The sequence below is a fragment of the Okibacterium sp. HSC-33S16 genome (genome assembly GCF_024171565.1).
GTDB lineage: Bacteria > Actinomycetota > Actinomycetes > Actinomycetales > Microbacteriaceae > Mycetocola_A.
In genome coordinates, this window is record NZ_JALJZZ010000004.1 from 62,578 (window position 1) to 75,341 (window position 12,764).

Annotated in this window: 9 protein-coding genes, 1 tRNA gene and 1 other RNA gene; 8 read left to right on the top strand and 3 right to left on the bottom strand. The window is 64.1% G+C overall.

What is annotated here, in order from left to right; all coding sequences use genetic code 11:
- Positions 1-3: 3 nt before the first annotated feature.
- Positions 4-2,121, top strand: coding sequence for a helicase HerA-like domain-containing protein (locus L1277_RS10590; RefSeq protein ID WP_253376357.1), 2,118 nt, complete (start codon positions 4-6; stop codon positions 2,119-2,121).
- Between the two features lie 4 nt (positions 2,122-2,125).
- On the opposite strand, the gene L1277_RS10595 is transcribed toward L1277_RS10590, so the two are convergent.
- Positions 2,126-2,959 carry an aminoglycoside phosphotransferase family protein gene (locus L1277_RS10595; protein WP_253376358.1) on the bottom strand — a complete coding sequence of 278 codons (834 nt, stop codon included), beginning with the start codon at positions 2,957-2,959 and terminating at the stop codon, positions 2,126-2,128.
- Positions 2,960-2,994: 35 nt separating this feature from the next.
- Here L1277_RS10595 and L1277_RS10600 point away from each other — a divergent pair, with 35 nt between their 5' ends.
- Entirely contained in the window at positions 2,995-3,594 is a 600-nt protein-coding gene (locus tag L1277_RS10600; RefSeq protein WP_253376359.1) for a GNAT family N-acetyltransferase, read from the top strand.
- A gap of 18 nt (positions 3,595-3,612) precedes the next feature.
- On the opposite strand, the gene L1277_RS10605 is transcribed toward L1277_RS10600, so the two are convergent.
- The gene (locus tag L1277_RS10605) at positions 3,613-4,161 is read right to left on the bottom strand and encodes a hypothetical protein (RefSeq protein ID WP_253376360.1); all 549 of its coding nucleotides are present in this window, start codon (positions 4,159-4,161) and stop codon (positions 3,613-3,615) included.
- A gap of 127 nt (positions 4,162-4,288) precedes the next feature.
- Positions 4,289-4,376: transfer RNA gene (locus tag L1277_RS10610), tRNA-Ser, on the bottom strand.
- Between the two features lie 119 nt (positions 4,377-4,495).
- Between L1277_RS10610 and ffs the strand changes: the two genes are divergently transcribed.
- From ffs to L1277_RS10640, 6 genes are all read left to right on the top strand, one after another.
- Positions 4,496-4,592, top strand: an RNA gene (gene ffs / locus L1277_RS10615) — signal recognition particle sRNA small type.
- Between the two features lie 48 nt (positions 4,593-4,640).
- Entirely contained in the window at positions 4,641-7,097 is a 2,457-nt protein-coding gene (locus L1277_RS10620; RefSeq protein WP_253376361.1) for a phosphoketolase, read from the top strand.
- A 60-nt stretch (positions 7,098-7,157) separates the two neighbouring features.
- On the top strand, positions 7,158-9,272 hold the full coding sequence (gene pta / locus L1277_RS10625; RefSeq protein WP_253376362.1) for a phosphate acetyltransferase: 2,115 nt from the start codon (positions 7,158-7,160) through the stop codon (positions 9,270-9,272).
- Positions 9,269-10,489 carry an acetate/propionate family kinase gene (locus L1277_RS10630; RefSeq protein WP_253376363.1) on the top strand — a complete coding sequence of 407 codons (1,221 nt, stop codon included), beginning with the start codon at positions 9,269-9,271 and terminating at the stop codon, positions 10,487-10,489. Before pta ends, L1277_RS10630 begins: the two co-directional genes overlap by 4 nt.
- Complete coding sequence (locus tag L1277_RS15800; RefSeq protein ID WP_253376364.1) at positions 10,486-12,120, top strand: HAMP domain-containing sensor histidine kinase; 1,635 nt, start codon at positions 10,486-10,488, stop codon at positions 12,118-12,120. The genes L1277_RS10630 and L1277_RS15800 overlap by 4 nt, the downstream gene beginning before the upstream one ends.
- A gap of 101 nt (positions 12,121-12,221) precedes the next feature.
- On the top strand, positions 12,222-12,725 hold the full coding sequence (locus tag L1277_RS10640; protein ID WP_253376365.1) for a hypothetical protein: 504 nt from the start codon (positions 12,222-12,224) through the stop codon (positions 12,723-12,725).
- Positions 12,726-12,764: the final 39 nt, after the last annotated feature.

Below are 12,764 nucleotides of genomic sequence, written 5' to 3' on the forward strand. Positions count from 1 at the left end.
GGCATGAGCGACGACGCGACGACCCCGACCGACCCCCTCGCGGCCGCCCGCGCCGAAGCTGAGGCCCTCGCGACAGCGGCTTCGGAAGCCCAAGCGGCGGCGGCCGCTGCGCTCCAGCGGCTGGAAGACGCCGCCGCGGCCGCGCGGGCGAACGCCGAGGCCCAAGCGGCCGACGCGCTGGCGCATGCCCACGCCGACGGTGATGCGGCGGATACCGATGCGCGATCCGCAGCCGCGGCGGCGACAGCGGCTAAGAATGACGAAACGAATGCCGCGTCGGAGGCGGCCCGCACGGCATCCGTCAACGCCCAGGCCGCCGCCAACGCGACCACCGTCGCCGCGCACGACGCCGCGGAGAAATCCGCTGCCGCAGCCACCGACGCGGCGACTCGGTCAGCGGTCGCGGCCACCGCATCGGTGCCTGATCTCTCGGATCCACCGAGTGTGCCGGTGCCCGTCCCGGACGCGCCGGCTACAACCCCGGCAGCCGGCCCGCTCGATGACGGTGAGATGGATCGTATTCGCGCCGGCTACGCCTTTGAGGGCGCCGCGCTCCAAATGGGGGCGCTCGTCAACGGCGACCCGGTGCCCGACGTCCAGGTGCGGATTCCGCTCGCCATGATGAATCGCCACGGGCTCGTCGCCGGAGCGACCGGAACCGGCAAAACCCGCACACTGCAGGTTCTCGCCGAGCAACTCAGTGCACACGGGGTCTCGGTCTTCGCTGCAGACATCAAGGGCGACCTGTCGGGAATGGCGGTGCCGGGGGAGGGGAATGACAAGTTACTGTCCCGCACTGCGGGAATCGGCCAGGACTGGGCGCCAGCGTCCTTTCCGCTCGAATACTTTTCGCTCGGCGGGGTGGGAAGGGGAGTCCCGATACGGGCAACGATCGCCGGTTTCGGCCCGATCCTGCTCAGCAAGGTTCTCGGCCTCAACGACACACAGGAGTCGAGTCTTGGGCTCGTGTTTCACTACGCCGAGTCGGCGGGTTTGCCGCTGCTTGACCTCACCGACCTCCGCGCGGTGCTGACGTTCCTGGCCAGCGACGAGGGAAAGGGCGAGCTGAAGGAACTCGGCGGACTCTCCGGCGCGACGGTCGGCGTGATCCTTCGGGAACTGATCACGTTCGCCGACCAGGGTGCTGACGTGTTCTTCGGTGAACCGGAAATCGACACGGCCGAGTTCCTCCGCACGACCGCAGACGGTCGAGGAATCATTAGCCTGCTTGAAGTGCCCGGTGTACAGGACCGGCCCGCCCTCTACTCCACCTTCCTGATGTGGCTTCTCGCTGACCTCTTCAACGACCTGCCCGAGGTCGGCGACCTCGACCAGCCGAAGCTCGTGTTTTTCTTTGATGAGGCGCACCTCCTGTTCCGGGATGCGTCGAAGGACTTCCTGGCGCAGATCACCCAGACGGTGCGACTCATTCGGTCGAAAGGGGTGGGCATCTTTTTCGTCACCCAAACACCGAAGGACGTGCCCGCCGATGTCCTCGGGCAGCTCGGCTCGCGCGTACAGCACCAGCTGCGCGCGTTCACTCCAGACGATGCCAAGGCCTTGCGCGCCACGGTGTCCACCTATCCGACATCGGCGTATGACCTGGCCGAAGTCCTCACAGGGCTCGGAACCGGCGAGGCCGTCGTGACGGTGATGAACGAGCGGGGTGCTCCGTCGCCAGTGGCGTGGACACGGCTGCGCGCACCTCAGGGCCTGATGTCTCCGCGACCGGATGCCGACCTTGCTGCGGCAGTGCACGCATCCGCTTTGCTGGTGAAGTATGGCACTGCGATCGACCGGGAGTCCGCGCGCGAAATCCTCAGTGCGAAGCTGGAAGCCGCGAATCAGGCGGCCGCCGCGGAGGAGGATGCGGTTCAGCGGGCGAAGGCCGAGGCGGAGTACGCCAAGCAGAAGGCCGCGATCGACAAGGCGCAGGCGGCCGCACAGAAGAAGGCGGATGCGGAGTACGAGCGGTTGCTCCGCAGAACTCAGGGCACGGCTCGTCGGCGTACCACTCGCAGCGAGAAGACCGTGCTGGAGCAGGTGCTCACCTCACGGGCGACGAAGACCATTCTCACCGGGGTGGTTGAGGGCATCTTCGGCACCCGGCGGCGACGCTAACGGGTTATCGGCTCGCCAGCCGGCGCTCAGCCAAAGCGCCGATTCGCAACGCCTGTGCTTCGGCGGCGTGATTCCCGTCGGCTGCGAACCAGCTCGCGCTGAGGCCGGTCCAGGCTACCGTCCACTCGATCAGCTCGATCTCGTCGAGCCCGGCCAGCTCGGAGAGAACCGTCAGCCGCCGGTCGAACTGGGTTTCGGCGAGTGCCGGCTCGGGATTGCAGAGGATGTTTGCGTAATCGAACGCCCGATGGCCGATCAGAAACTTCGGGTCGATGGCGAGCCAACCGAGTCGATCGCCAAAGTTGAGCACGTTGTCGTGGTGCAGGTCGCCATGCAAGACCACGAGGTCAGCGGAGTCGGTCGGCCGCTCGAGCAGGCGTCGCGCAACCCGCGCTGCGCGGGCGTAGAAGCCGTCGCTGTCTGGGCGGGCGAACAGGGAGCGGAACCACTCGTCCAAGGGGATCAGACCGGCCGGCCTGGCCGCGAAGTCCGCGCGCGACACCGCGTGCAACCGCGCCGCCACCTCGCAAAGCACACGGGTGGCCCGGTCGTCGTGGCCCGATGCCGCCACCTCAACGAGCGAGCCGCCGCCCCAGGCGACCACCACCGCCTGGTCGTCGTGCTCGAAGACCGGCGCGGCACCGCGGCCGTCCCACCACGCGAGCAAGCGGCATCCGTTCGCTTCTTCTTCTAATCGGGCCACCTTGAGCATCGCGCGTTCGCCGCCGCGAAGGACCGGCTGGAGGACAGAGGACGGGGTGCTCATGGCGGCGCCGACCGCTGTGAGCTGCCACTCGGCGCACTTCTGCTCGACGGTTGCCGGACGCCAACTGCTCATGCCGCCACCCTATCGCCGTGCGTAGAATCGGCACCGTGATCACGATTCGCCCGTACCGCCCCGGCGACCGCGCCGATGTCTATGACGTGTGCGTGCGCACCGGAGCGACCGGGCAGGACGCCTCCGGCATGTACTCGAGCGATGACCTGCTCCCCGACATCTACGCACTGCCGTACGTCGACACCGAACCCGAGTTGGCGTTTGTGGCTGACGACGGCGAGCGTGTCGTCGGCTACGTGATCGCAACCGCCGACACCCGCGCCTTCGCCCGCTGGTTCAGCGACACCTGGTGGCCGTCGGTCGCGGGGAAGTATGGTGGCACGGTGTCCGACGCCGAAGCCGGCATCCTCGCGTCGGCCGCAGACCCGGAGCGCATGCTCGTGTCCGAGGTCGACGACTACCCGGCGCACCTGCACATCGACCTGCTGCCTGAAGCGCAGGGCCAGGGTCTAGGACGTCGGCTCATCGATACCCTGCGGTCGGCGCTCGCTGAGCGAGGCGTTCGGGGCCTCCACCTCACCATGGGCGCTGACAACATCAACGCCGGTGCGTTCTACCGCCGGCTCGGCTTCACCGAGCTTGCATCCAGCACCGATACGGGAACGAGCTTTGGCATGGCGATCGAACGATCATAAGCGAGCGGATGCCATTCCTCACGGAAAGTGAATCGGTCGCCGTTCGAACCAATACAGCATTTCGGGGCGCGACGTCTGAAGCTCATCGAGGGTGACCGGGTGGTCGATGTGTTCGATCGGAGCGGTTCCCAACTGGGCAGCGATGCGGTTGATGCTGTTGCGGCTCCAGTATTCGCCACGCATGCGAAGGAGCGGTCGGCCGCTCGCGTCGAGCACGAACATCTGCAGTCGTGACTGTGACGCCATGGTGCGGTGCATCTCGAGCATGAGAACACGTTCGATATCGGTGATGTTCGTCCGGTTTTCGCCGCCGAAGAACCGCACCTCAACGATTGTCGTCGGGGTGACCGTGACACTCACCCGGGTGTAGCGGTAGGCGGCGATGAGAACGACCACCAGAACGATGACCTGTGCGGCGCCCACCCAGCCCCAGGTTCCAGCCGGGATGGTCAACCAGTAGAGCACGATCATGATCGGAACACTCAGCGCAAGCAGGGCCAGAACGCCCTGCGCCAGCAGGCCGCGACGAACCCGGACCGTCACTGTCGTCGTGCCTGTTACCGTCATCGTCCCCGTCCCCCGGAGTAAGTGTGTCCTGTTGCGTCGAGTAACACTATCCACAGTTTGGGGGACACTGCGACAAGCGGTTAACGGCAGAACGCGCCCGTCTTCTCGAGAGGCGCGTTCTGGTTTGTGGCGGAGAATGGGGGATTCGAACCCCCGAGGGCGTTAACCCAACACGCTTTCCAAGCGTGCGCCATAGGCCACTAGGCGAATTCTCCTGGCCGATCTCCTCGCCGGAGCGATTCAACCTCAGCTATCCTACCGTGCCTTTCGGATGCGTCTGACCGCATGCTGGCCCGACAGGCAAACAAGGCCTCACAATGTCTGTAGAATAGGTGTCGGCTCCTCGCGTGGCGCCATCCAGGCCAACTCCCCCAGGACGGAAACGTAGCAAGGGTAACCGGGCTCTGGCGGGTGCGCGAGGGGTCTTTTCTCGTTAACGGCACTATCGCGGATGCGTGTTGGGTTCCTAGGATGACCCCATGGCTCCCACGACGGTAGACACTGACATGCTCGCTCGCATCGACGCGTGGTGGAGGGCCGCAAACTATCTCTCCATCGGGCAGATATACCTGCTCGACAATCCGCTCCTTCGTGAGCCCCTCACCAAAGATCACATCAAACCGCGATTGCTGGGCCACTGGGGAACGACGCCTGGGCTCAACTTCGTCTACGCCCACCTCAACCGGGTAATCGCCGAGCGCAACCAGCCGACGCTCTACATCGCCGGCCCGGGTCACGGCGGTCCCGGGATGGTGGCGAACGCCTGGCTCGATGGCACCTATTCCGAGATCTACTCACCGATCACGCAAGACGAGCGGGGCATGAAGAGACTGTTTCGGCAGTTCTCCTTCCCGGGTGGCATCCCGAGCCATGTCGCCCCCGAGACGCCCGGGTCCATCCACGAGGGCGGTGAACTTGGTTACGCACTCAGCCACGCCTACGGTGCGGCCTTCGACAACCCCGACCTTCTGGTGGCGGCGGTTGTCGGCGACGGCGAGGCAGAAACCGGGCCTCTCGCCACCAGCTGGCACTCCAACAAATTCGTTGACCCGCTGCAGGACGGCGTTGTTCTGCCGATCCTCCACCTCAACGGTTACAAAATTGCCAACCCCACCGTGCTGGCACGCATCCCGGAGAACGAGCTTCTCGACTTGATGCGCGGATACGGGCACACGCCGTACCTCGTGTCTGGTGGCTTCGACGGCGAAGATCCGATGCTCGTGCACGCCCGCATGGCCGAGACTCTCGACATTGTGCTCGACGAGATTGCTGAGATCAAACGCACCGCGCAGGCACAACAGGACGCGGGCGAAGATGTCACGCGGCCGCGGTGGCCCATGATCATCCTCCGCACTCCGAAGGGCTGGACCTGCCCAGCCGAGATTGACGGGCTCCCCGTCGAGAACACCTGGCGGGCCCATCAGGTTCCGCTCGCCAACGCCCGCGACACCGACGAACACACGAAGATCCTCGAGAACTGGCTCAAGAAGTACCGTCCAGAAGAGCTTTTCGACGAGAACGGCTGGCTCCGCAGCGACATCGCGGCGCTGGCGCCGGCTGGCGAGCTGCGCATGAGCGCAACGCCACACGCGAACGGCGGAGTGCTTCGGCGTGACCTCGAACTGCCCAACTTCCGCGACTACGCGGTCGACGTTCCAGCGCCAGGCGCAACCACCGCCGAGGCGACCAAAGTGCTCGGCATCTGGCTGGCCGACGTGATTCGCGATAATCCCACCAACTTCCGCATCTTCGGCCCAGACGAAACCGCGTCCAACCGGCTGGCGCCCTCGGTCTACGAGTACACCGACAAGCAGTGGAACGCTGAGCTCCTCCCGGTCGATAAGAACCTCGCTCGAGCCGGTCGGGTAATGGAGGTGCTGAGCGAACACCAGTGCCAGGGCTGGCTCGAGGGCTACCTGCTCACCGGCAGGCACGGTCTGTTCAACTGCTACGAGGCGTTCATCCACATCATCGACTCGATGTTCAACCAACACGCGAAGTGGCTCAAGACCGCGGGCGATATCCCGTGGCGACGGTCGGTTCCGAGCCTCAACTACCTGTTGTCGAGCCACGTCTGGCGCCAGGACCACAATGGCTTCAGCCACCAGGACCCTGGCTTTATCGATCATGTCGTCAATAAGAAGGCTGACGTCGTTCGTGTGTATTTGCCAGCGGATGCCAACACGCTGTTATCGACGTACGATCACGTTCTGCGATCGGTCGATTACGTCAATGTCGTCGTGGCGGGCAAGCAGCCGCAGGCGAACTGGCTCACCATGGACGAGGCCATCGCCCACTGCACCCGCGGACTGGGAATCTGGGACTGGGCAGGCACCGAAGTGCCGGGCGAAGAGCCCGATGTGGTCTTGGCCTGCGCGGGAGACGTGCCGACCCTCGAGACGCTCGCCGCGGCATCCCTTCTTCGAGAACATCTGCCCGACCTCAAGGTGCGCGTGATCAACGTTGTCGACCTCATGCGACTGCAGACCGAGTCGGAGCACCCGCACGGGCTGAGCGATCGGGAGTTCGACGCGCTGTTCACAACCGACAAGCCTGTGGTCTTCGCCTATCACGGCTATCCCTGGCTGATTCATCGGTTGGCATACAAGCGACACGGCCACGACAACATGCACGTGCGCGGATATATCGAGGAGGGCACGACCACCACACCGTTCGACATGGTGATGCTCAACGACCTGGACCGCTACCGACTCGTCATCGACGTGATCGACCGGGTGCCGGGGCTCGGTGCCCGGGCGGCCTCCTTGCGGCAGGCCATGCAGGACGCACGGCTCGCGGCGCGGCAGTACACCCGCGATCACGGCGAAGATATCCCCGAGGTTGCGTCGTGGCAGTGGTCGACCGAGGGAGAGGGCGGCGTGTCGCAGGAAGACGCACAGGAACGGGTTGACGAAACCGGTGCCGATAACGTCTGAGTGTTCCGTACGTCGAGTGCCGCGACGGCGGGCGTGAGCGTCGCACCGTAGGGTTGAACTGTGGCTCAAAGCATCTACATCACGTCCGCTGAAGGACAAACCGGCAAGTCGACCATCGCGCTGGGTACGCTCGACACCCTGTCACACGAGGTAGAGCGCGTCGGCGTCTTTCGTCCGATTGCCCGGTCGACGGAGGAACGCGACTACGTTGTCGAGCTCCTCCGCAGCCACGACAGTGTGAACCTCGACTACGACGAGTGCATTGGCGTCACCTACGACGAGGTGCACACCGATGCCGAGGCTGCGCTCGCAACCATCGTCCGTCGCTACAAGGCCGTCGAGGCGCAGTGCGACTCAGTCGTCATCCTCGGGTCAGACTTCACGGACGTCGGCAGCCCCACCGAGCTCGGCTACAACGCGCGCATCGCCGCGAACCTCGGCGCCCCGGTGCTCCTCGTGCTCGGCGGTCGCTCGAGCCAGGGCTCGGGGGAGCGGCTCGGCCAGGCCGACCCGCGCACGCCCGAACAGATGAACGACATCGCCGAGCTCGCGTTGCTCGAGCTGCGCAACGCCCACGCCACCCTGCTCGCCATCATCGCCAACCGCGCCGACGACGAGCGACTGCCCGAGATCACCGCGGCCATCGAATCGACGAACCCAGGTGTGCCGGTGTGGGCGATTCCGGAGAACCCGTACCTCATCGCCCCGAGCATGGAATCGATTATGAAGGCGACGGGCGGAACCCTAATCAAGGGTGACCCGGCGCTGCTGTCGCGGGAAGCGCTCGGCGTCGTCGTCGCGGGCATGGGCATGGTCAACGTCCTTCCCCGGCTGATCGAGGGTGCTGTCCTCGTGGTGGCGGGCGACCGCACCGAAGTGTTGCTTGCGGCCATGATGGCGCAGAGCTCGGGCACCTTTCCGTCCATCGCGGGCGTCGTGCTCAACGGTGGGTTCGACCTGCCCGAGCCGGTCGAACGGTTGCTCGATGGCTTGCCGCAAACGTTGCCGATCATCCGCACCGGCCTCGGCACCTACGACACCATCGTGGCCATCACCCGCACGCGCGGACGACTCGCGGCCGATTCGCAGCGCAAATACGATGCTGCGCTCGCGCTGTTTGAACAGCATGTCGATGCATCCGCTCTCCTTCAGCTTCTCGAGGTTAGCCGCACCGATGTCGTCACGCCGCTCATGTTCGAGTACGGCTTGTTGGAACGAGCCCGCGCGAACCAGAAGCACATCGTGCTGCCCGAGGGTGGCGACGATCGTATTCTGCGCGCAGCGCACACGTTGCTTGCCCGAGATGTGGCGAAGCTCACCATTCTTGGGGAGACATTCGAGGTGCGATCGCGCGCCATTGAGCTGGGACTCGACATCTCACGGGCCGACGTGCTGTCGTCGCACGACCCGGTGCTTGGGATCAAATTCGCCGAGGAGTATGCGCGGCTGCGGGCGCACAAGGGCGTGACCGTCGAGCAGGCTCGAGACCAAATCACCGACGTGTCGTACTTCGGCACGATGATGGTGCACATGGGACTCGCGGACGGCATGGTTTCGGGAGCGGCGCACACCACCGCGCACACCATTCGACCGGGCTTCGAAATCATCAAGACCAAACCGGATGTCAACGTGGTCTCCTCCGTCTTCCTCATGGCGCTGCAGGACCGGGTTCTCGTCTACGGCGACTGCGCCGTCATTCCCGATCCGGATGCTGTTCAGCTGGCCGATATCGCCATCTCGTCGACGGAAACGGCCCTGCAATTCGGCATTGATCCCCGCGTGGCGATGCTCTCGTACTCGACCGGCGAATCTGGCTCGGGCGCCGACGTGGAGAAAGTGCGGGAGGCGACCGCCATCGTTCGGTCTCGCCGGCCCGACCTGCTCGTTGAAGGTCCGATCCAGTACGACGCGGCAGCGGACGCGGCGGTTGGGGCGTCGAAGATGCCGGGCTCAGAGGTGGCCGGTCGGGCAACGGTCTTCATATTCCCTGACCTGAATACCGGAAACAACACCTATAAGGCTGTTCAGCGGTCTGCCGGTGCTGTGGCGATTGGCCCGGTGCTCCAGGGCCTCAATAAGCCCATCAACGACCTGTCGCGCGGTGCCCTGGTTCAGGACATCGTCAACACGGTCGCCATCACAGCCATCCAGGCGCAGGGTGAGAGCATCGCATGAGCGCAATCCTCGTCGTCAACTCCGGGTCGTCTTCCTTCAAGTACCAGCTGATTGACATGGACACCGAGCAAATGCTCGCAACCGGACTCATCGAGCGCATCGGTGAGGAGTCCGGTCGGTCGGTGCACACGATTCCGTGGGACGCCGTCCCTTCGGTCGACCGGTCGGATGCGCCGCAGACGACGGAGCGGACGCTGCCGATTCCCGATCACGCGGCAGGTTTCCGGGTGATGCTCGACGCGTTCGACGCACACGGGCCGTCGCTGTCGCGGCACCCGTTGCTCGCCGTCGGACACCGTGTCGTGCATGGCGGCAAGCGGTTCTTCGAGGCCACGCTGATCAACAACCTCGTCAAGATCAACATCGAGGAGCTGGCTGAGCTGGCCCCGCTGCACAACCCGGCGAATCTGCAGGGCATCGAGGCCGCGCAGAAAGCGTTCCCGGACGTGCCGCACGTCGCCGTGTTTGATACCGCGTTCCACTCGACGCTGTCACCCGCCGCGTACAGCTACGCGATCGACGACGAGCTCGCTCGGAAGCACCGGCTGCGGAAGTACGGTTTTCACGGCACCTCGCACAAGTTCGTGTCTGAAGAAGCTGCGGCGTTTGTTGGACGTCCGCTTGGCGAGCTCAAGCAAATCGTGCTGCACCTCGGCAACGGTGCATCTGCGTCGGCCATCGACGGCGGTCGGTCGGTGGAGACGTCCATGGGGCTCACCCCTCTCGAAGGACTGGTGATGGGAACCCGGTCGGGCGACATTGACCCCGCAGTTCTCATTCACCTTCACCGCCGCACCGGCATGAGATTCGACGACATGGATGTTCTCCTCAATCGGAAGAGCGGACTCCTCGGAATGTCGGGAGCCGGCGACATGCGGGACGTCCTTGAGCGCTCGGCCACGGGGGATGAGAGAGCAACGACGGCTTTCGACGTCTATGTACATCGGCTCAAGGGTTACATCGGCAATTACATGGCGCAGCTCGGCGGTGTGGATGTGATTTCGTTCACGGCTGGCGTCGGTGAAAACGCGGCAGCGGTTCGCAAGGCGGCACTTTCCGGGCTGGAGGGATTCGGCATCCGTCTCTCTGACGACCGTAACGAGGAGAAGTCGCGGGATCTTCGGCGCATCTCTGCCGACGACTCAACCGTTGTCGTCCTCGTGATTCCGACCAACGAGGAACTCGAAATCGCCCGGCAGACGTTGGCCCTCTTGTGATCAGCGGCCGACCGGCCGAACTTGGCTCCCGCCTGTTCGGCTTTCACCCCGGAGTAGCAATCCAGGTCGCCGCCGTTCTGATCGTTGTTTGCGGCGTAGCGCTGGCGATGGTCATCGATCCCGCGCCGCTGCAGACGCCGGCCTTCGGAGTTGCGATGGGGATCTTCGCCATCGCAACGGTGTTCGCCTTCCTGCTTGGACGCACCGAATCGAACCTGCTCTACGCTGTGCCGGTCCTCGATATGTTGGCGCTCATTGTCATGCGACAGGTTCCAGACACCCATATTCACGCGCTCAGTTTCCTGGCCATCTTGCCGGCCCTCTGGCTGGGCTGGTCGGGCAGGTTGTCTCTCACCGCTCTTGCCGTCGTGCTCTCGATCGGAATGATTGAAATTCCTGGCGTCAACGATCAACCGGTGGTCGATCTGGAATTGGTGTTGCGTGACTTCCTCACTCCATCCGTTGTTCTGGTTGCTGCGAGCAGTACGTACATGGCCGCTCGTCGAACTGATGCAAGTATCCGGTACCTAATCGAACAGGAGAGAATGACGGCCGCTGCGCTCGAGCGGGAGAAGAGCACGTCGCAGCTCTTGGACGCCATTCTGGACGCTGTCGACATGGGTGTGCTCGCCTACGACGCGAGTGGCAAACAAATTCTGGCGAACCGCACGGTGCACGAGCATCCGGTGTCTGTGAGCACCGGACTGAGCCCGATGGAGCTGGAGCGGCAAGGCTATATGCTCCGGGCCGACCGCGTCACGCCGATTCCCGCCAACGACGGATTCATCTTCCGCGCTTTGCAGGGCGACGAGTACTCCAATCGGATCATGTGGATTAACGCGCCAGGCTCGGGGCAGCATGCTTTGGCCGCTTCTGCGCGTCCGCTGATAGGGCCCGACCAGAAGTTCGCCGGGACCGTTATCGCGATCGACGATGTCACCGCTTACCTCGAGGCCCTGTCCGCCAAGGATGCGTTCGTGGGGTCTATTTCGCACGAACTTCGGACGCCACTTGCATCCATTGTCGGATACCTCGAACTGATTCTCGACGACCCGGACGTGACGGAAGGAATTCGAGGCAGCCTCGAGGTAATCGAGCGGAACGCCGATCGGCTCCGGCAACTGGTTCAAGACTTGTTAGCAGAGGCCAGCAAGGGATACGGAGCTGTCAAACTCGAACGGGATCTCTGTGATCTCAGCACGCTGTGTTCGGAAGTGGTCGAACGCTGCAGCGGTGCAGCAGAATCCGCGGGAGTCACGCTGGCTCTGGACGCACCGGAACCGGTAATGGCTGTCATCGACCGGAAAAGCATCGCGCAGGTTCTGGACACCCTCACCTCAAGCGCGTTGCGGTTCACCCCGCCCGGCGGGACTGCATCTCTGTCGGTGAGGACTGTCGAGGGGCGAGTGCGCATCGTCGTTCGTGACTCCGGAGTCGGCGTGCCGCCCGAAGAAATGGAGGCCCTCGCATCGCCGTTCTATCGTCCAACCGAAGTGGGAGAGCAATTTCCCGGTGTCGGGCTCGCACTCACGGTGAGCAAAGCACTGGTCGAGGCGCACTCAGGGACGCTGGCATTCAGCGCGACACCCGGGTTAGGGACGACGGTCACAGTGGAACTGCCGGTGCGATAGCGCGCTTGCTCGAAGCCAAGGCCGGGGAGTTCCGCGCGACCGTTGCGTGAGGATTCCTCACCTGCTAGCCTGTGCGCCATTCGACCAAGGAGTTTCTCTCCATGTCAAAAATCACTCGCGTTGTTGTGACCTTTTTCGCGGCCATCGCGTTGCTCTTTGTCGGAGCAGTGCCAGCGCTCGCGGACCACAATGCCGGCGCCGATCTCGACGAGGGTGGCGACTGTTACTACGGGCAGTTACTGTCGGGTCCGCCGAAAGATATTCGAACCACGGACTACACGCTCATTCGTCATGGCGATTCGCTGCTGGTGGTGTGTTATTTTTCCCTGCCACGTGTGATTCTCGCCGATGAGGACTGCCTGGGCTGTGGCAGTGATATCAAGGACGACTGGTATGCACCGAGCCGACCTGCGTTCTTCACCAACCCCCACGCCTGCGTCCCGCCAGGGGCGATGAGCCCGGGAGGCGACTGGCCGAACGGCGAAATGTCCCGATGGACCGACGCCAAAATCGTCTTCTACCGAACCCATGCCGTGCTGACCTGCTTCTGGCCGGACGACCCGACCGATGATCCGGGAGCACCCGGCGGGCCACCGCTACCGTAGCTCGGGGCTGTGATCGACGAAAATGCAAGGAAATGTAAG